Here is an 18,426-nt window from a genome sequence, read left to right on the forward strand (position 1 = left end):
TTCGATGAAATACTTTCTTGTAGGGTATATGGCTTGCGGGAAAACCCGTATGGGGCGCGAAATGGCTGCCGAACTGGGGATGCGCTTTATAGACCTCGATGCTTATATCGCAGACAGGGAGAGGAGAAGCATTCCGGAGATTTTTGCAGCAGAAGGAGAAGACAAATTCCGGAAACTGGAAACCCGCTATTTGCATGAAGTGTGTGAACTGTATGAAAGTTTCGTGATGTCGACGGGCGGGGGTGCAGCCTGCTTCAACGGGAACATGGACTACATGAACGAGCGGGGACATACGATTTTTCTGGATACGCCTGTCGATATCATTGCGGAGCGTTTGATCCGCGGAAAACACAGACGCCCGATAGTCAGCAAACTCAGCGACGAAGAAATACACCGCTTCGTTTGCCGCCACCTCGGAGAGAGGAGGGTTTACTACGAACAGGCCAAAGAAAAGCGGTGATCGTTGATATAAATCAGATACGCATGAAAAAACTTACTTTAATCGTTTCAACTTTTATTTTATCTTTTATGATGACAGCATGTAATTGTGGTGACAAAAACCGGGAAGGACAGACGCAGGATGCGCTGGAAAATATTTTTGCCAGAAAGAGTGTGAGGAAATACCTGCCGAAGCCGGTAGAGCGGGAAAAAGCGGAATTACTGCTGAAAGCCGGTATGGCTGCTCCGACGGGAAAGAACACCCAGCCCTGGGAATTTGTTGTCGTGACCGATCGTGGCGTACTCGATTCCATGGCTGCTGCCCTGCCGTATGCCAAAATGTTGAAAGATGCTCCGATGGCCATTGTCGTTTGCGGAGACGTGACGAAATCTTCCTACTGGTACATAGATTGTTCCGCGGCTGCTGAAAACATACTGCTGGCAGCGGAGGCACTGGGACTGGGTGCGGTGTGGACTGCCACCTATCCTTATGAAGACCGGATGGAAGCCGCGAAAAAATACACCGGACTGCCGGACCACATCGCTTCTCTTTGTGTCATTCCGGTAGGCTATCCGGCGGCGCCCCAGACACCCAAAGACAAATGGGATGCCTCCAAAGTGCATACGGATAAATGGTAATCAGGCCTTTGTCGCCCGCAGCATCTCCCGTTTCCCGGGAGGGCCGGGCAGACGTTTCAGCGAAAAACCGGCGTCGCGCAAGGCTTGCTTGACAATCCCCTTGACACAGTAGGTGACTAAAATGCCGCCGGGTTTCAGCGATTCATGGAAACGGCGGAATACTTCCGTAGTCCACAGATGAGGCTGCACCTCCGGATTGAAAGCGTCGAAAAAGACAATGTCCGCTTGTGTGTCGGATTGCCATTCCCGAATATCCGTGCGGCGTTTCAGAAAGGTGAAGCGAGGTGTCAGGGCGATTTCCTCTTCCCAAGGGGAAGTATGCAGCCTGTTGAATAATTCGGGTCTGTCGAACGGCAGGAGGGAGGGATAATTCAACGCCTTGATTTCATCTTCCGAAAGGGGATATTTCTCCAGTGTGGTATAACGGATGCTGCAATGCCGGGTCTCCGCATGGATAAGCGAAAGATAGGCATTCAGCCCTGTGCCGAAACCGGCCTCCACAACGGAGATATTTTCCTGTCCGTAAAATTCGATACCTGCCTGAATGAAAATGTGGCGCGATTCCTGCACCGCGCCGTGAACGGAATGGTAATGTTCATTCAACGCCGGTACATAGAGTGACGTGCTGCCGTCCTCGGTTTCTATAAAGCTGCGCTCCATGATTCCCCTTCCCTAAATCAGTTCTTTCCGGAGCAGATTCACAAATTCGATGATGTCGTTTTCCGTGGTGTCGAAAGAACATACCCAGCGCACTTCCGAAGCGTTTTCGTCCCATATGTAGAAAAAGCACTCCTCTTGCAGCACGCCGATTTTATTGCGGGGGATAATCGCGAACACTTCATTCCCCTGTACCTCCTGGGTAATCTTTACCCCCGGAATCAGGGCGGCCTCTTTGGCGAGTTTCTCGGCCATACGGTTCGCATGACCTGCCGTTTTCAGCCACAGGCCGTCTTTCAGTACCGCGGAAAACTGGGCGGCGATAAAACGGGTCTTGGAATGCAGCTGCATAGCCTGTTTCCGGATATACTTGACATCGGGGCATACGCTTGTATTGAAGAATATCACCGCTTCACCGAACATCATGCCGTTCTTGGTGCCGCCGAAACTGAGCACGTCAATGCCCGCCCGGACCGTCAGGTCGCGCGGGTCGCAGCCCAGATAAGCCACGGCATTCGCAAGGCGTGCTCCGTCCATGTGGACATACAGATGATGCGCATGGGCGAAATCGCAGATTTCCTTCAGCTCCTCGGGAGTATATACAGTGCCCAGTTCCGTACACTCCGTCAGGGAGATCAGATTCGGCTGGGAATGATGCTGGTCCCCGAAACCGTGCATGTGATTTTGGATAAGCCCCACATTCAGTTTCCCGTCGAAAGTGGGAACCGTCAGCAGCTTGCAGCCCGTCTGTTTCTGTATGGCTCCGCATTCGTCCGCATTGATGTGGGCGGTTTCCGCGCATATCACGGCATGGAAGGGGCGGGTAAAGGCGGAAATCGCCAGAATATTGGCGCCCGTACCGTTGTATACGAAATATACCTCTATATCTTCGCCGAAAATATGCTTGAAATCCTGAATGGCTTTTTTTGAAAAGACATCTTCTCCGTAGGAATGCTGGTGCCCGTAGGCCGCTTCTTTCAAGGCATTGAACACCTCGGGCAGGACACCTGAAAAATTGTCGCTTCCGAAACCGCGTAAACTCATAAATCAGTCGTTGTTAAAATTCTTCGGGTAAAGATAGGGGAAAAATGGTTATAAAAAAACTCCCGGATTTCAAACCCGGGAGTTTTTATAGAATAAACCGCTTTTACATCAGGAAACTCAACAGCGTACCGGCGGCGACGGCAGAACCGATCACTCCGGAAACATTGGGGGCCATGGCATGCATCAGCAGATAGTTGGTGGGATCGTTTTTCAGTCCCAGATTCTGTACAACACGCGCACTGTCGGGGACGGCAGACACGCCGGCCGCACCGATCATCGGGTTGATGGGGTTGCTCTTCGGAGAAAGCCAGCTCATAAGCTTTCCAACCAGCACACCGCTGGCGGTGGCAATCACGAAAGAGAACGCTCCCAGAATGAAAATCTTGATGGATGTATCGGTCAGGAACACATCGGCCTGCGTGGAAGCACCCACTGTGATACCCAGCAGCATGGTGATCGAGTCGATCAGAGCGTTGCTGGCAGTATTGGCCAGACGGTTGGTAACCGTAGACTCTTTCAGCAGATTACCGAAGAAAAGCATTCCTAACAGCGGCAGTGCGGAAGGAGCGATGAACGCCGTCAGCAACAAGCCGATAATCGGGAACAGCTGTTTCTCCAGACGGCTTACGGAACGGGGAGGACGCATCTTGATTCTCCGCTCTTTCTTCGTCGTCAGCAGATTGATAACGGGAGGCTGTATCACCGGCACCAGTGCCATGTAGGAATAGGCGGCGATAGCGATAGGACCGATCAGGTTCTTCACCAGAGTTCCGTCCGCCAGCATATTCACGCCGTTGGCCAATTTGGAAGAAAGGAAAATGGCAGTCGGACCGTCTGCACCGCCGATAATACCGATAGCACCTGCTTCGGGAGGAGCGAAGCCCAGCCACAGCGCACCGATGAAAGTCACGAAGATACCGATCTGTGCGGCAGCTCCCAGAATCATCAGGCGGGGATTGGAAATCAGTGACGAGAAGTCGGTCATGGCACCGATACCCAGGAAAATCAAAGGAGGATACCATCCGTTGATCACTCCCGAGTAGAGGATATTCAGCACGGAGCCCGGTTCGTAAATACCGAGTTTCAGGTTGAAAGCCTCACCCATATAGAAAGGGATGTTTCCGATAATGATACCCATACCGATGGGGATAAGCAACATAGGCTCATAGTCGAAGCGGATGGCCAGCCAGATGAAAAGCAGGGCCACCAGAATCATCACCAGATTCTTCCAGGTAGCATTGGCAAAACCCGTGAACTCCCAGAAATTCTTCATACCGGCAACGGCGTCCGAATTGTGGACGGCATCCAGGCTGGGATTGCCGAACTTCAATACTTCCGGCGTCACCACGGCCTTCCTTTCGCCTAAATTAACCGTAACATCGGTCGTGACATACCCCTGTCCCGAAGCATTCGGGTCCAGATTGGGAGAAAACTCCGTAATCACTTTGGGATTGAAAAGCATGGTAACCGTATTGCCCTCCATTTCCCAGGTCCCGGTGTAACGCTGCTTGATGGAGTCCATCGTGAACGTCCCGTTCTCATTGAACTGATATATCTTGTAACGGGCCACGGTCCGGTCGGAATTGCCGGTCGCATTGGGAATATAGCCGTCGGCTTTATTGACCCACTTGCCGTGTACAAGCTCTTCTTTTAAGTTATCTCCGTTCGCTGCCTGGCAGAGAGGACCGTTCAGGAATGCGAACAGGAACGATAACGTAATGAAAATAAGTTTATTCATACACTTTTCGATTATGCAATTTCTACTAACGTATCGCCTTGAAGAACGGCGTCGCCTTCTTTTACTTTAACGGCTTTTACCGTACCGCCCTTTTCAGCCATCACATTGTTGTCCATCTTCATGGCTTCCATGACCATCAGACAATCGCCTTCCTTCACCGTATCTCCTACGCTGACATTGACCTTCTTGATCGTGCCGGGAAGCGGGGAGTTGATTTTAAACGCACCGCCGGCGTTATCCGATTTCTTAATCTGGCCTTCTCCGGGTTTGTTGACAACCGGTTTCCGGGCTAATACCGGGGTTTTGGCTTTCTTTTCCTCGCCTTGCAGCTCCACCTGGTAGGGGGTTCCGTTTACGGATACGGTAGCGTTGTTGCCCTCGAATTCACCCACTTCTACCTCATAGACCTGGCCGTTGATTTTGAATTTATATTTTTTCATACTCTTTTTTTTAAAGTTATAATACGCTGATTTACCTTTTTATTTTCTCAAAGGCTGATTTTGTACTCCGTAAATTTTGGAACTCCACGGTGAATATTGTTTGGGTGCATTGTGTATCGTGATGACATTGCTCTCTTCATCGTGTAACTCATTGAAATACATGTGCAGACCCATGGCAATTGCGGCATTGATATCGGCATCCATCTTGATGCTCGGAGCTACTTCCGTCGCCCCCGTCTTCTTGATGCTGCTCTTTATCTTCATTTCCAGCAGTTTGGGAATGGCCATGAAGATAAGCACCAGCACGGTAAGGGACAGAAATACCACAATGATACTCACGACAGAAATGGTATATCCGCTGGCTTCCGCAGCCAGATCCGTGAAAAGTATAATTGAATTCGTCATATTTCTTTATTTTACAAAGGTATATTACTGTGTTTCTTCGGCGGATTGACCACTTTCTTCGTACGCAGACTTTCGAAAGCGCGGATCACGCGGAAACGGGTATTGCGCGGTTCGATGACATCATCGATATATCCGTAGGAAGCGGCCTGATACGGATTGGCGAATGCCTCGTCGTAAGCGTTGGTCTTTTCCTGGATGAACTTGGCCTTTTCTTCCGCATCCTCGATAGCGGCCACTTCTTTTCCGTAAAGAACCTCGATGGCGCCGGAAGCACCCATAACGGCGATTTGAGCCGAAGGCCATGCGTAGTTGGCATCGCCGCGCAGCTGCTTGCAGGACATAACGTCATGAGCACCGCCGTAAGACTTGCGCAGAGTAACGGTTACCTTCGGTACGGTAGCCTCGCCGTATGCAAACAGCAGCTTGGCACCGTGGATGATGATACCGCCGTATTCCTGACCGCTGCCCGGCAGGAATCCCGGAACGTCTACCAGCGTCAGAATCGGAATATTGAAACAGTCGCAGAAACGTACGAAACGGGCTGCCTTGCGGGAAGCCTGAATATCCAGTACGCCTGCCAGGAAATTAGGCTGGTTGGCGATGACACCCACCGGCATACCGCCCATGCGGCAGAAACCTACGATGATGTTCTTGGCGAAATTGCGGTGTACTTCGAGGAACTCCCCGTTGTCCACAATGGCTTCGATTACCTGGAGCATATCGTAAGGCTGGTTGGGGTTGTCCGGAATCAATTCGTTCAGACTGTCTTCCAGACGGTCGATCGGGTCGGTGCAGTCGATCATCGGTGCATCTTCCAGATTGTTGGAAGGCAGGTAAGACAACAGCTTGCGGATAATCTGGATACCTTCTTCCTCGCTCTCCACCTTGAAATGGGCAACGCCTGATTTCGAAGAGTGAACGCCCGAACCGCCCAGGTCCTCCGTGCTGATATCTTCGCCGGTAACGGTTTTTACCACCTTCGGACCGGTAACGAACATATAGGAAGTCTCATCGGTCATAAGAATAAAGTCAGTAAGGGCGGGAGAATAAACGGCTCCTCCCGCGCAGGGGCCGAAAATGGCGGAAATCTGCGGAATCACTCCGGAAGCCAGAATATTGCGTTCGAAAATTTCAGCGTAGCCGGCCAGTGAGGTGACACCCTCCTGAATACGGGCACCGCCGGAATCGTTCAGGCCGATGACCGGAGCACCGGCAACCATCGCCTTGTCCATCACCTTGCAGATTTTTTGTGCCAGCGTTTCGGACAATGCGCCGCCGAACACAGTGAAATCCTGTGCGAACACGAATACCAGACGTCCGTCGATAGTACCCTGTCCGGTTACCACACCGTCGCCCAGAAATTTGGTCTTCTCCATGCCGAAATTGGTACACCGGTGTGTGACGAACATGTCGAACTCTTCGAAACTGCCGTCGTCCAGCAGCATTTCGATACGTTCACGGGCTGTCTGTTTCCCTTTTTTGTGCTGGGACTCGATCCTTTTTTCACCACCGCCTAACTTCGCGGTTGCGCGAAGTTCGATCAGTTTTTTTACTTTATCTTGATTTGTAATCATATAGGGTTTGAATTTATGATGTTTATAAAGGAAAAAGCCCATATCCTCCCGGATACGGGCTTCATGACCGTTTTATTTCTTACCGCAGAGTTCGGTTAATACCCGGTTGGTGGATTTCGGATGCAGGAATCCGATGCGCAGACCTTCCGCACCGCCGCGGGGGGCTTTGTCAATCAGCTGGCAGCCGGCTGCTTCCGCGTCGTTCAGCGCCTGAGCCACATCGTCCACGGCAAAAGCCATGTGGTGCATGCCGCCGCCGTTCTTCTCCACGAATTTACCGATAGGACCTTCCGGATCGGTTGATTCGAGCAATTCGATCTTCGTCTGGCCTACCTGGAAAAAAGCCGTTTTCACTTTCTGGTCTTTTACTTCTTCAATGGCATAGCACTTCAAGCCCAGTACTTTCTCGTAGAAAGGGATAGCCTCGTCCAGACTTTTTACGGCAATGCCGATGTGTTCAATATGAGTTGGTGTCATAAATAATGAAATTAAAAAATAAATTAACTGTATATCAATAAAATATATTCAAAAATACCTTACATCACAATAAACCTTCTTCTTCTGGATTGAAGAATGAAAACGTTTCCCGTGAAAAAACATCCAAAATTACTCATACTTATTTCGATAATCAAAAAAAGTAGCACATATTTTTGATAATTTTCATTAAAAATATTAGAAAACAAGTAATGAACTTTTTCTTACTTTCTGGCGTATATGAATCGGAAACCATAAAATAAAAAATTATGAACAGACAACGTTTTGCCATATTTATTGTAGGAATAATAGGATTAGTAGCTACGTTTTTACCGTGGTATTATGTCGAAATGGTCGGTAACCTTACGGGAGTATTTTCCTCGGGCTGGTTTACCTTCATCATGTTTCTTTTGGTGCTTTTTTTAGCCATCCGGCGGGATATGGGAAAAGATGTTTCCAAAGGAACGCTGTGGCTGATGTCCCTTTGCGGTATCGTAGCGGGAATTGTGGTATTGTGGCGGATCATGGATATTGATTTCTCGCAGGATACCATGATGAGTTTAAGCGGACGCATGAGCGGCATTATGGCAAATGAAGTGAGCATACGTTACGGGGCATGGCTTGTTGTTATCGCCGGCTTTTGCGTTCCATTGACTGCCATTATTTTCAGAAACAAGCGTACCGCATTGAACGAGCGTTACGATTGAAAGAATCTTTTTTCGCTAACATTCACGGTTTTATTTTTATAAATACTATTTTTATCCCCATAAATTATTTATGGGATGTTGAGGATATTTTTTATTTTATTTGTGGGAATAAATGTCGTTTACGGACAAGTAAAGCCCGATTCTGCTTGGATGAATCAGAAATATTCCATGTTCATTCATTGGGGATTGTATTCTGAATTGGGCGGAGTCTGGAACGATAAACCGATAATTAGCGGATACAGCGAACAAATACAGTCACATGGCGGAATATTCAGTGATTGGTATGCCGAAGTGGTACGCAGTTTTAATCCCGTGAAATGGAATGCGGAAGAGGTAGTCGGGCTGGCGCAGAAAGCAGGGATGAAATCCATTGTTTTTACCTCCAAACATCACGACGGATTCTGCATGTACCATTCCCAATATACGGACTATAATATAGTGGATGCCACTCCTTTTAAACGGGATGTCATGAAAGAACTGGCGGAGGCTTGCCGGAAAAAGGGCATGCGTTTTGGGGTATACTTTTCATTGATAGACTGGCATTTCCCGCAGGCTTATCCGATTTCCAGCCACAATGCCGACCCGCTGACGCCCGAACACTATGAATACAACCTGAAACAGGTGGAGGAAATAATGACCGGATACGGCCCTATATCCGAAATTTGGTTTGATATGGGGTCTTTGACACCGGAACAGAGCCGGGGATTGTATGCGTTGGTCAGCCGTCTGCAACCTCGGTGCATGATTAGCGGACGCTTGGGCAACGATTGTTCGGATTTTAGTGTTATGGCGGACAATGAATATCCCGATTATAAAATAGGTGTGCCGTGGCAGACTGCGGCCTCTTTTTTTCCTGAGACCTGGGGCTACCGCTCCTGGCAGCAGCGGGGAGAAGTGGCGGACAAAGTGCATGAAAAGATAGAGAGCCTGATAAAAATTGTCAGCCGTGGAGGCAACTATCTGCTGAACATCGGACCGATGGGGGATGGCAGTGTTATACCTTTTGAGCAGGAAGTATTAATGGGCATAGGGGCATGGCTGGATAAATACGGCGAGGCGATTTACGGGGTACAGGCGAATCCGTTCGATTATTTTGCGGAGTGGGGCGATATAACGGTCAAAGGAAATAATCTCTATCTTTTTGTAGAAAAAGAAAACCGTCCGGAACGCATTTTACTCGAAGGACTGAAAGGAAAAATAAAACAGGCGGAGTATATTGGCGGAAAACCGCTGAAAACCGCCGAAGAGAAAGGAACCTGGGCTGTTTACCCGGAACCGGAAAGCACGCCTGAATTGCCGGTAGAGGTTATTCGCATAGAATTGGAAGAAGGTTTTGAAATACTTCCGCTGCATGCTTTTGTGACGGGTAGAACCTTGACATGCGAAAATGCGGTGCCTTTGTATGCTTATTCGAGTATGGACTATTATACGGGATTCAGGAGTATCATCGCTTATAATTGGGGAATACAGACCTCTGCGAAACAGTTGAAGCCGGTGATTTTCTATACGGAAGAAGAGCAGGGGAAAAAAATCGTATTGACCGTGGACGGTACGGAAAAAGAGTTCCTATTGGAAGGCGGAAAAAAACAGCATCCGCAGCCCTCGAAAATCAAATGGGGCAGCTTGTACCGGAAACGCTCGGGAGGTCTCTTGGGAAGTATACCGGAAGTGATGCTTATCAACGGACGACCGGCCGGCGAGGGATGGCAGCTGTGCGAGAACTGGCAGAACGGGGAAAAATGGGAAATCCCGGCGGGAGAGAGGCGTTCCTTCCTGTTCTGGCAGGAGATAGAAGCGGACCGGGAAACCGATGCCGCGGTTGAGATAGGAAGCGGAAATGGTGTCATGGTGCTGCTGAACGGGCAAGTCCTGACGACGCACTCCTCCGGAAGGGGGAACGGGTATAACAAAGAAAAGGTGCTCCTTCCTCTGAAAAAAGGGAAAAACACCTTGTTGATAAAAACCTACAACCGTTTTGAGAAGACACTGTGTTTCAGTCTCCGGCCTTTGGAAGACTTCCCGGTGTACAGACTGGAAACGGATGCCTGTCCGTTGAAATCCCGTTCCTGGCACACCTGCGGCATCCGCTTGGCGAATCCGGAAACCCGCAACAGTGCCATGCGGCTCAATAATTTGAAAATACGCTATTGATGAATTAATATTATATAGAAAAGATATGTTTGAGGCTACGATTTATAAAAACAGAAGAAAAGCATTAAAAGAAAAAGTAAGCAACGGGTTGGTACTGATTCTCGGAAACGGGGAATCGCCGGCAAATTATCCGGACAATACCTACAAATTCCGTCAGGACAGCACCTTCCTTTACTTCTTCGGTTTGGATATGCCGGGATTTGCCGGCGTGCTGGATGCGGATTCCGGCAAAGAATACTTGTTTGGGAATGATGTCGATATGGACGATATTATCTGGATGGGACCGCAACCGAAAGTAAAAGAACTGGGCGAGAAAATCGGAGTGGAAAATACAAGCCCTTTTGCCGGATTGGCCGATATGCTTCGGCAAGCGATAGCAGAGGGAAGGAGAATTCATTTCCTGCCTCCCTACCGACATGCGAATATGCTGCAGATAGAAGAATTATTGGGGATTCGCCCCGAATTGCAGAAAAAATATGCATCCCTCGAATTGATACACGCTGTTGTTGCTTTACGTTCCGTAAAAGAACAGTGTGAGATAGAACAGATAACCAATGCCTGCAACATCGGATACGAGATGCACACGACAGCTATGAAAAACTGCCGTTCGGGAGTGAAAGAGCAATATGTGGCGGGATTGATAGAAGGTATTGCCGCTTCCTACGGAAAAATGGTTTCTTTTCCGGTCATATTGTCTCAAAACGGAGAAACATTGCATAATCATTATCATGGCAACATCTTGAAAAAAGGACGGATGATGCTGACGGATGCCGGTGCGGAGAACGATATGAACTACTGTTCCGATTTTACCCGGACAGTACCGGTAGACGGGAAATTCGATTCCCGGCAGAAGGATGTGTACAACATCGTCGTGGCCTGTAATCGGAAAGCGTTGGAATTGTCCCGTCCGGGAGTGACTTATCTTTCCGTTCATCTGGAAATATGCAAGGTGTTGGCACAGGGCTTGAAAGAACTGGGCTTGATGAAGGGGGATATTGATGCGGCCGTGGCTGCCGGAGCACACGCCCTGTTCATGCCTCACGGACTAGGACACATGATGGGGCTGGATGTGCACGATATGGAGGATTTGGGACAGATTTACGTCGGCTATGACGACGAAGTACGTCCGGTAAACCAGTTCGGCACCTCTTCTTTGCGTATGGGACGGCGCCTGCAACCGGGATTCGTTGTGACCGATGAACCGGGATGTTATTTTATACCGGCGCTGATAGACCAGTGGAGACAACAGGGGTTGCACAAAGACTTTTTGGTATATGACAAGATAGAGACATTTAAAGATTTCGGCGGAATCCGTTTGGAAGACGACGTGTTGATTACGGAAGAAGGCTGCCGGGTATTGGGAGACAAACGCATTCCTATCACGGTAGGGGAAGTGGAAAATATAATGGGATAGGGACTTTTACTGCTGCAACATGATAGAAATAGGAAAATACAATACTTTACAGGTCGTAAAGGTTGTAGACTTCGGGGTATATCTGGACGGGGAAGAATGGGGGGAAATATTGTTGCCTAACGAATACGTCCCGAAAGATTGTTTTCCGGAAGATTACGTAAAAGTATTCATCTATTTTGATTCTGAAGACAGAATCATCGCTACGACAGAAACTCCCAATATCGCTGTAGGGGAATTTGCCCGGATGAAAGTGGTATCGGTGACATCTGTCGGCGCTTTTTTGGACTGGGGATTACGCAAAGACCTGTTCGTTCCTTTCCGTGAACAGCGGGAAAGGATGGTGGAAGGAAAATCTTATTTGGTCTATGCTTATGTCGATAAAACGACAGACCGTATCGTTGCGACGGCAAAAATAGAGAAATACCTTGATAACGTTCCTGTTGATTATAAGCCGGGACAGGAAGTGGATGTATTGATAGCCCGCCAATCCGATTTAGGGTATAGTGTTATTGTAGACAATCTTTATTGGGGACTTGTATACCGGAATGAAATATTCCGTCCTTTGAAACTGGGGCAGAAATTGAAAGGCTATATCAAAGCGGTGCGGGAAGACGAGAAAATAGATATTACTTTGCAAAAGAGGGGATACAGCCGGATAGATGCTATTGTAAATAAGATACTCGAGAAACTGAAAGATAACGGAGGAATCTTGGATGTGTCCGACAAAACTGCACCGGAAATTATCTACAATCTGTTTGAATGCAGCAAGAAAGATTACAAGAAAGCTATCGGCACTCTTTTTAAAGAGAAAAAGATAGAATTGACCGATACGGAGATAAAGCTAATTTCTCATAAGTGAAACGCCATACGTCCGTTATGCTTTCGTATGGATGCTTGTATGTTTTTAATTTGTTTGCTCCGAATCAACTCCGTTTCGGAACGGAGTTGATTCGGAGTTAATACGGCAGTATAACGGCAGTGTCTTTAAGAAATCCTGTACGGAAATACAGGAGCCTGCGGCGAAAAAGTATCAGAACGGCAGGTCGTCGGCTTCGGGCATCGGGGGAATATCTTCTACGGTATATTGGGGTACCGGTATGTTTTCCGGAGCTTCCTGTGCCACCTTCTCGATTCTCCAGCCTTCCAGATTGGTGAAATAGGATACTTTCCCCTGATTTTCCCATTTTCTGCCTCGTACATTAAAATATACCTTGATATTTTCATTTAGTTGGATATTTTCCAACAAATCGCAACGGTCTTGAATAAGTTGTATTTTGACAAAATCATTCCATTGGGGATTTTTTTCATTCTCCACTTCGATGACAAATTCCCTTTTCTGGAACTTGTCGCTGATATGTTGGGTATCTTCTTTAAAAATGAGTTTACCGCTAATTTCGTAATTCATGGTTTTTAAAAATTTGACTGCAAATGTGGGCAAATTTGAACGTTTTTCAAAAGAACTCAACGAAAATCTTTAATAAACATGATTAGGGGAGAGGTGAAGGTGAAAATAAAAGATACCTGCTTGCTAAGCAGGTATCGGTGATGGGAAAGTTGAAGGAGGGTGAGGCTTTTTAAGATGTTGTTGAGGATTATTTTTAATTTTTAAATGTTAGAACCACAGCATTTTATAAAAATTAACGATTTTATTTTGTTGTTTCCGAATTTCGTTCTAATTTTACCGTCGAAATAATGTGCAAGGAAGTTATTTGAAAAAAAAGAGTGATTTTTACTTTGGAGATTATAGTTTTTACTTCAAAAGTGGTTACTAATAAATGATTTATAAAAGTGATACCTGCTTAGCAAGCATGTACCTGTATTTTGTAACGAAAACGATTGAGTAATGATGTGTGGAGGTGATAAAGGGATTTTTAGCTGAAAATAATTAAACGATTGAGCCGGATTTTTTACGGAGATCCGGTCAATTGGATTATTTTGATATAAATACTTAATTTTAAACATTTTAGTTATGACAAAACACTTAAGTTTAGCAGTAATGCTATTTTTCTCTTTTTTCTTATGTGTGGGTAACTATGCATTTGCCGGAAAGAGAATGTCAGGTGCAATGACCGAACAACAGTCGGGTACATGTACCGGAGTGGTGAAAGACGCAGCGACGGGCGAAACGATTGTCGGTGCGGCTGTGTTGGTGAAAGGAACAACCAATGGAAATTCTACGGATTTCGACGGTAAGTTTTCCATTGATAATGTTTCTGTGGGGAGTACGTTGGTTGTTTCTTTCATGGGTTATCAGACCCAAGAAGTAAAATGGGACGGAAGTCCGCTTACGATTTCTTTGAAAGAAGACAATCTGAATCTGGAAGAGGTGGTTGTGGTTGGTTACGGTACGCAGAAAAAGTTGAATTTGACGGGTTCTGTGGCTAACGTAAACAACAAATTGATTGAGGCTCGTCCGATTACTTCCGTTTCTGCCGGTTTGCAGGGTTTGCTTCCCGGTGTTACAGTTGTTCAGAGAAGCGGTCAGCCTGGTTCGGATAACGGTACGATTCGCGTACGCGGTACCGGTACGTTCAACGTTGCCGACCCGATGGTGATTGTGGATGGAGTGGAATCTACCATGAATGACATTGATGCCAATGATATTGAATCAATTTCCGTATTGAAGGATGCAGCTTCTTCCGCCATCTACGGTTCAAAGGCTGCCAACGGTGTGATTTTGATTACGACCAAACGCGGTAAGACCGGTAAAGCTGTTGTAAATTATTCCGGTATTTTCGGATGGCAGTCGGCTACCGATTTACCTGAATATGCTAGTTCTGCGGAATATGCCCGTTTGACCAATCAGGCTCGTATAAATAATGGATATGCTCCGACTTATACAGCAGAAGATATCCGTAAATTTGAGGATGGTTCCGATCCCGATAATTATGCAAATACGGATTGGCAAGGATTGTTTTACGAAGATTCTGGATTCCAGCAGACACATAATTTGAGCGTTTCCGGTGGTAATGAGGCATTGCGTTATATGGCTTCTTTGGGTTATCAAAGTCAAGATGGTATTGTTCGTCATGCTAAAAAAGAGCAATATAACATGCGTTTGAATTTGGATGCGAATCCGAAAGACAATTTGGAAACGTCATTCAGTATGTCTTATTCTCATATTGATTTGACAGAGCCGACTAACCCGTATGTTGGTGGTTTCGCACAATTCTTCCGTCAAGTAAATATGATTTCTCCGATGGTTCCTTATAAATATTCTGACGGTACGTATGGAAGAATCGGAGACGGTAACCCGATTGCGTGGTTGGATAACAATTCTACGAATGACCGGGTTCGTCATAATTTGCAGTCTATTGCTTCTGCCAAATATTATATTTTGCCGTCGTTGTCCGTAAAGGCGATGGGATCTTATAAATTGTATTATGAGGATATGCACGAAATGCGTAAAGCGTTGAAGTTTTCTGAAACATATACACAAGGTTCTGTAGATAAATTGTGGGAAGGTGCAACGCATTATGACCGTATTACCGGTGATGTAATTGCCGAGTATAAAGATTCTTTCGGAGCTCATAATTTGTCTGTATTGGGCGGTTATCATGCCGAATTGTATAAATACAAAAATACACAGGCTTATCGTCAAAATTTCCCGAGTAATACTTTGACTGATTTGAATGCCGGAGGTACTGCTAGTATGAGTAATAGCGGTTATACTCGTGAATTGGCAATGCTTTCTTGGTTCGGACGTATCAATTATGATTATGCCGGCAAATATTTGTTGGAAGCCAATTTGCGTTATGACGGTTCTTCCCGTTTTGCCCGCGGTAATCGTTGGGGTACATTCCCCTCTGTATCTGCTGGATGGCGTTTTTCTGAAGAAGGTTTCTTTGAATCATTGAAGGGAGTTGTAAACAATGGTAAGTTGCGTGCTTCCTGGGGTAAACTGGGTAACCAGGATATCGGCCAGGGATATTATCCGACAGTTTCTACCATGACCTTGGGATATAATTATCCTTTCGGAGGATCTATTTCTTCTGGTGCTAAAACAGTGTATGCAGCCAATCCGAATTTGAAATGGGAAGAGACAACTACGTGGGGTGTTGCCATGGATTTGTCATTTATCCAGAAAGTAAATTTAACATTGGAGTATTACGATAAGACCACTGACGGTATTTTGATGCAAGTGTCTACTCCGGTTACTTATGCTTTGAGTAGTTACTATGACAACGTAGGAAAAGTGAGCAACAAAGGTTTTGAAATTTCTGTGGACTACCGGGATTCTTTTGGTGAAGTAGACTTTAATTTCGGAGGTAACGTCGCTTTCAATACGAATAAGATTAAATCAATGGGGGATGTGAGAGAACAATATGGTAGCGGAGATTATTCATCTATTATGCGTGAAGGCGAAGCCATGAATAGCTTCTACGGTTATAAAACCAATGGATTCTTCCAGTCTCAGGCTGAAATAGATGCTTATAATGCTGAACATAGATATGCTATTACTGGTAATACTGTACGTCCCGGTGATTTGAAATATGTGGATGTAAACGGTGATGGTGTCATCAATGCAGATGACCGTGTTGTATTGGGTTCTTGGGATCCGGGCATAACTTATGGTTTTAATATTGGAGCAAATTACAAAGGTTTTGATGTAATGGCATTCTTCCAGGGTGCTGCTGACGTGAAAGGATATTTGGGTATTGAGGCTATCGGTTCTATTGATGGTGATGCTGCTAAACCTGCTAAATTGTGGTTGGATAGCTGGACACCGGAAAATACCAATGCCAAATACCCGCGTGCAACGATTGGTTTGAATGACGTAAGTATGCCGAATACCTGTTCCGATTTCTGGTTACAGAATGCAAACTACCTTCGTTTGAAGAATTTGCAGGTAGGTTATACGTTGCCGAAGAATTGGTTGGCAAAAGCCGGAATTTCCAAAGTGAGAATTTACTATTCCGGTCAGAACATTTGGACGGTAACCAATTTCTTGAAAGGTTGGGACCCGGAAGCTCCAGCCGGACGTGGTAACTATTATCCGCAAACGAAGGTACATTCTGTGGGTCTGAATGTTACGTTTTAATTATTAACGATTAAAAAGGAATTGAATATGAAAAGATTTTTTAAATATTGCCTGCTTTTAGCGGTACCGACAATGTTTGCCGGTTGTTCGGAAGATTTCTTGGACAGAGCACCGGGAGATGCTTTGTCACCTGCTACATTCTGGAAAACTGAAGGAGATGCCGATGTGGCTTTGACCGGTTGCTATCGCAGTATTGCCAGTCCTTACCGTATAGAAGAGATGTGGTATTGGGACTGTACTACCGATAATCAGTACAATTTCCATACACATGAAGGTTATCGTTGTGTTGCTAACGGATCTATGGCTCCTTCCGGAGTTAGTATTGTAAACTATTTTAGTTTTTTGGATATCCGTACCTACAATGAGTATCTGATGCGGGAGAATACGATTGAGTTCTCTTCGGAGGCAAAGCGTAATCAATACCGGGCAGAAGTACGGGTACTTCGTGCAATGGCTTATTTCTGGAAGGTAAATTGCTACGGTGATTTCCCGTTTACGGAAGAGGTGTTTGCAACTATAGAAGATGCTATGGTGCCTCGTACTGATAAAAATACGATTTTGGATTTTATTAAGAAAGAGTTGAATGAGTGTATTGACGCTCTTCCTGCTACGGCTGCCGCCGGTAGATTGACGAGAGGTGCAGCTCAGGCTTTCTTGACCCGTGTATATTTGATTACCGGTGATTATCCGAATGCTGCAGCAATGGCGAAGACCATCATGGATGAGGGAAAATATTCTATGCCGAAGCTGAATTATGAAGAATCATTCTATAAGGCTAACCAATACAATAGCGAAGTGATTTTCTCTACAGAGCACAATAAAGAAGGTAACTATAGCATGTGGTTTGGTGCTTATATGGCTAATGGTTACGGTGGTTGGTCGTCTATCGTACCGACACAGGCGTTGGTGGATGCTTATGAAATGGCAACTGGGGAGACTATAGAGGAGTCTGCTGATTATGATGCTAAAAATCCGTATGTAGGTCGTGACCCGCGTTTGCGTGCAACGATTCTTTATCCGGGGCAGGTGTATGATATTTATGGCCAAGAAGGTGATACGACAGCAAGAGGCAAAGGTTTCCCTTCTATCATACCGAAGAGTGGGGATTACGGTCCTGATGCTAATAACTGTACTCATACAGGATATAATTTCAAGAAATTCTACGGTAATTTGGATGAGTTTGATGATATTTGGGATGCAGATAGGAATTTCCCTGTATTGCGTTATGCAGAAGTTCTGTTGTCGTATGCAGAGGCAAAAATAGAACAGAATCAGATTGATGCTTCTGTGTATGATGCTATAGACCAAGTACGTGAAAGAGTTCCGATGCCGAAAGTTGATCGGGCAAAATACAACAGTCAGTCAACTTTGCGTGAATTGGTACGTCGGGAACGTCGGGTAGAATTTGCTTATGAAGGACTCCGCCGGATGGATATTATCCGTTGGGGTATAGCTCAAGACGTATTGAATCAACCGGTTGTACGTGTGATGGGTAAAATATTGGACACAAAGAATGCTGATGGAGATTTTGATGTAGAACTTACAACTCCAGAGCTTGAAGAAAATCGTACCTTTACGGTAGGCAAGAATGAAGTATTGCCGATACCGCAGACGGCTATCGATGCCAATCCGAATTTGAGACAGAATCCGGGTTACTAATTTTATGTGTTTTGTTGAAGGGGGCTGACTTTCAGCCCCTTTCTT

At 46.1% G+C, this 18,426-nt stretch carries 16 protein-coding genes; 8 read left to right on the top strand and 8 right to left on the bottom strand.

Annotation, left to right across the window (positions count from 1 at the left end; genetic code table 11):
- Nucleotides 1-4 precede the first annotated feature (4 nt).
- Together NFR61_RS02485 and NFR61_RS02490 are read left to right on the top strand one after the other, a co-directional pair.
- Entirely contained in the window at nt 5-460 is a 456-nt protein-coding gene (locus tag NFR61_RS02485) for a shikimate kinase (RefSeq protein ID WP_251620230.1), read from the top strand.
- A gap of 23 nt (nt 461-483) precedes the next feature.
- A complete protein-coding gene (locus NFR61_RS02490; RefSeq protein WP_420910093.1) occupies nt 484-1,077 on the top strand; it encodes a nitroreductase family protein in 594 nt (197 codons plus the stop codon).
- Here the strand turns inward: NFR61_RS02490 and mnmC2 are convergent, their stop codons facing one another.
- The 7 genes from mnmC2 to mce form a co-directional block, all read right to left on the bottom strand.
- Nucleotides 1,078-1,737, bottom strand: a complete 660-nt coding sequence (mnmC2, locus tag NFR61_RS02495) for a tRNA (5-methylaminomethyl-2-thiouridine)(34)-methyltransferase MnmC2 (protein ID WP_251620231.1) — start codon at nt 1,735-1,737, stop codon at nt 1,078-1,080.
- A gap of 12 nt (nt 1,738-1,749) precedes the next feature.
- Nucleotides 1,750-2,778, bottom strand: a complete 1,029-nt coding sequence (locus NFR61_RS02500) for a threonine aldolase family protein (RefSeq protein ID WP_251620233.1) — start codon at nt 2,776-2,778, stop codon at nt 1,750-1,752.
- A 103-nt stretch (nt 2,779-2,881) separates the two neighbouring features.
- Nucleotides 2,882-4,051, bottom strand: coding sequence for a sodium ion-translocating decarboxylase subunit beta (locus NFR61_RS02505; RefSeq protein WP_251620465.1), 1,170 nt, complete (start codon nt 4,049-4,051; stop codon nt 2,882-2,884).
- Nucleotides 4,052-4,527: 476 nt separating this feature from the next.
- Nucleotides 4,528-4,956 carry a biotin/lipoyl-containing protein gene (locus NFR61_RS02510; RefSeq protein ID WP_251620235.1) on the bottom strand — a complete coding sequence of 143 codons (429 nt, stop codon included), beginning with the start codon at nt 4,954-4,956 and terminating at the stop codon, nt 4,528-4,530.
- Between the two features lie 39 nt (nt 4,957-4,995).
- Nucleotides 4,996-5,361 (bottom strand): OadG family protein, encoded by a 366-nt coding sequence (locus NFR61_RS02515; protein WP_251620238.1) that lies wholly within the window; start codon nt 5,359-5,361, stop codon nt 4,996-4,998.
- An 11-nt stretch (nt 5,362-5,372) separates the two neighbouring features.
- Nucleotides 5,373-6,935, bottom strand: a complete 1,563-nt coding sequence (locus NFR61_RS02520) for an acyl-CoA carboxylase subunit beta (RefSeq protein ID WP_251620254.1) — start codon at nt 6,933-6,935, stop codon at nt 5,373-5,375.
- 72 nt (nt 6,936-7,007) lie between these two features.
- Nucleotides 7,008-7,412 carry a methylmalonyl-CoA epimerase gene (gene mce / locus NFR61_RS02525; RefSeq protein WP_251620258.1) on the bottom strand — a complete coding sequence of 135 codons (405 nt, stop codon included), beginning with the start codon at nt 7,410-7,412 and terminating at the stop codon, nt 7,008-7,010.
- 266 nt (nt 7,413-7,678) lie between these two features.
- Here mce and NFR61_RS02530 point away from each other — a divergent pair, with 266 nt between their 5' ends.
- From NFR61_RS02530 to NFR61_RS02545, 4 genes are all read left to right on the top strand, one after another.
- Nucleotides 7,679-8,116: a hypothetical protein gene (locus tag NFR61_RS02530; protein WP_251620261.1), complete on the top strand. Its 438-nt coding sequence runs from the start codon at nt 7,679-7,681 to the stop codon at nt 8,114-8,116.
- Nucleotides 8,117-8,191: 75 nt separating this feature from the next.
- A complete protein-coding gene (locus NFR61_RS02535; RefSeq protein ID WP_251620264.1) occupies nt 8,192-10,267 on the top strand; it encodes an alpha-L-fucosidase in 2,076 nt (691 codons plus the stop codon).
- Nucleotides 10,268-10,292: 25 nt separating this feature from the next.
- Entirely contained in the window at nt 10,293-11,681 is a 1,389-nt protein-coding gene (locus tag NFR61_RS02540; protein ID WP_251620267.1) for an aminopeptidase P family protein, read from the top strand.
- Between the two features lie 19 nt (nt 11,682-11,700).
- Complete coding sequence (locus NFR61_RS02545; protein ID WP_251620270.1) at nt 11,701-12,540, top strand: CvfB family protein; 840 nt, start codon at nt 11,701-11,703, stop codon at nt 12,538-12,540.
- Nucleotides 12,541-12,711: 171 nt separating this feature from the next.
- Here NFR61_RS02545 and NFR61_RS02550 read toward each other — a convergent pair whose 3' ends face one another.
- Complete coding sequence (locus NFR61_RS02550; RefSeq protein ID WP_251620273.1) at nt 12,712-13,086, bottom strand: DUF3127 domain-containing protein; 375 nt, start codon at nt 13,084-13,086, stop codon at nt 12,712-12,714.
- 564 nt (nt 13,087-13,650) lie between these two features.
- On the opposite strand from NFR61_RS02550, the gene NFR61_RS02555 reads away from it, so the two are divergent.
- Both NFR61_RS02555 and NFR61_RS02560 read left to right on the top strand, forming a co-directional pair.
- Nucleotides 13,651-16,722 (top strand): SusC/RagA family TonB-linked outer membrane protein, encoded by a 3,072-nt coding sequence (locus tag NFR61_RS02555; protein ID WP_251620276.1) that lies wholly within the window; start codon nt 13,651-13,653, stop codon nt 16,720-16,722.
- A 27-nt stretch (nt 16,723-16,749) separates the two neighbouring features.
- Nucleotides 16,750-18,381 carry a RagB/SusD family nutrient uptake outer membrane protein gene (locus tag NFR61_RS02560; RefSeq protein WP_251620279.1) on the top strand — a complete coding sequence of 544 codons (1,632 nt, stop codon included), beginning with the start codon at nt 16,750-16,752 and terminating at the stop codon, nt 18,379-18,381.
- Nucleotides 18,382-18,426: the final 45 nt, after the last annotated feature.

Source organism: Odoribacter lunatus, assembly GCF_943193135.1.
Lineage (GTDB): Bacteria > Bacteroidota > Bacteroidia > Bacteroidales > Marinifilaceae > Culturomica > Culturomica lunata.

Bases quoted from the DNA above. Each gene is read 5' to 3' on its own strand.
- NFR61_RS02505 (WP_251620465.1), bottom strand. From the start codon at position 4,051: ATGAAGAATTTCTGGGAGTTCACGGGTTTTGCCAATGCTACCTGGAAG.
- NFR61_RS02555 (WP_251620276.1), top strand. From the start codon at position 13,651: ATGACAAAACACTTAAGTTTAGCAGTAATGCTATTTTTCTCTTTTTTC.
- mnmC2 (WP_251620231.1), bottom strand. From the start codon at position 1,737: ATGGAGCGCAGCTTTATAGAAACCGAGGACGGCAGCACGTCACTCTAT.
- NFR61_RS02500 (WP_251620233.1), bottom strand. From the start codon at position 2,778: ATGAGTTTACGCGGTTTCGGAAGCGACAATTTTTCAGGTGTCCTGCCC.
- NFR61_RS02545 (WP_251620270.1), top strand. From the start codon at position 11,701: ATGATAGAAATAGGAAAATACAATACTTTACAGGTCGTAAAGGTTGTA.
- NFR61_RS02530 (WP_251620261.1), top strand. From the start codon at position 7,679: ATGAACAGACAACGTTTTGCCATATTTATTGTAGGAATAATAGGATTA.
- NFR61_RS02485 (WP_251620230.1), top strand. From the start codon at position 5: ATGAAATACTTTCTTGTAGGGTATATGGCTTGCGGGAAAACCCGTATG.
- NFR61_RS02490 (WP_420910093.1), top strand. From the start codon at position 484: ATGAAAAAACTTACTTTAATCGTTTCAACTTTTATTTTATCTTTTATG.
- NFR61_RS02515 (WP_251620238.1), bottom strand. From the start codon at position 5,361: ATGACGAATTCAATTATACTTTTCACGGATCTGGCTGCGGAAGCCAGC.
- NFR61_RS02535 (WP_251620264.1), top strand. From the start codon at position 8,192: ATGTTGAGGATATTTTTTATTTTATTTGTGGGAATAAATGTCGTTTAC.
- NFR61_RS02560 (WP_251620279.1), top strand. From the start codon at position 16,750: ATGAAAAGATTTTTTAAATATTGCCTGCTTTTAGCGGTACCGACAATG.
- NFR61_RS02540 (WP_251620267.1), top strand. From the start codon at position 10,293: ATGTTTGAGGCTACGATTTATAAAAACAGAAGAAAAGCATTAAAAGAA.
- NFR61_RS02550 (WP_251620273.1), bottom strand. From the start codon at position 13,086: ATGAATTACGAAATTAGCGGTAAACTCATTTTTAAAGAAGATACCCAA.
- NFR61_RS02520 (WP_251620254.1), bottom strand. From the start codon at position 6,935: ATGATTACAAATCAAGATAAAGTAAAAAAACTGATCGAACTTCGCGCA.
- NFR61_RS02510 (WP_251620235.1), bottom strand. From the start codon at position 4,956: ATGAAAAAATATAAATTCAAAATCAACGGCCAGGTCTATGAGGTAGAA.
- mce (WP_251620258.1), bottom strand. From the start codon at position 7,412: ATGACACCAACTCATATTGAACACATCGGCATTGCCGTAAAAAGTCTG.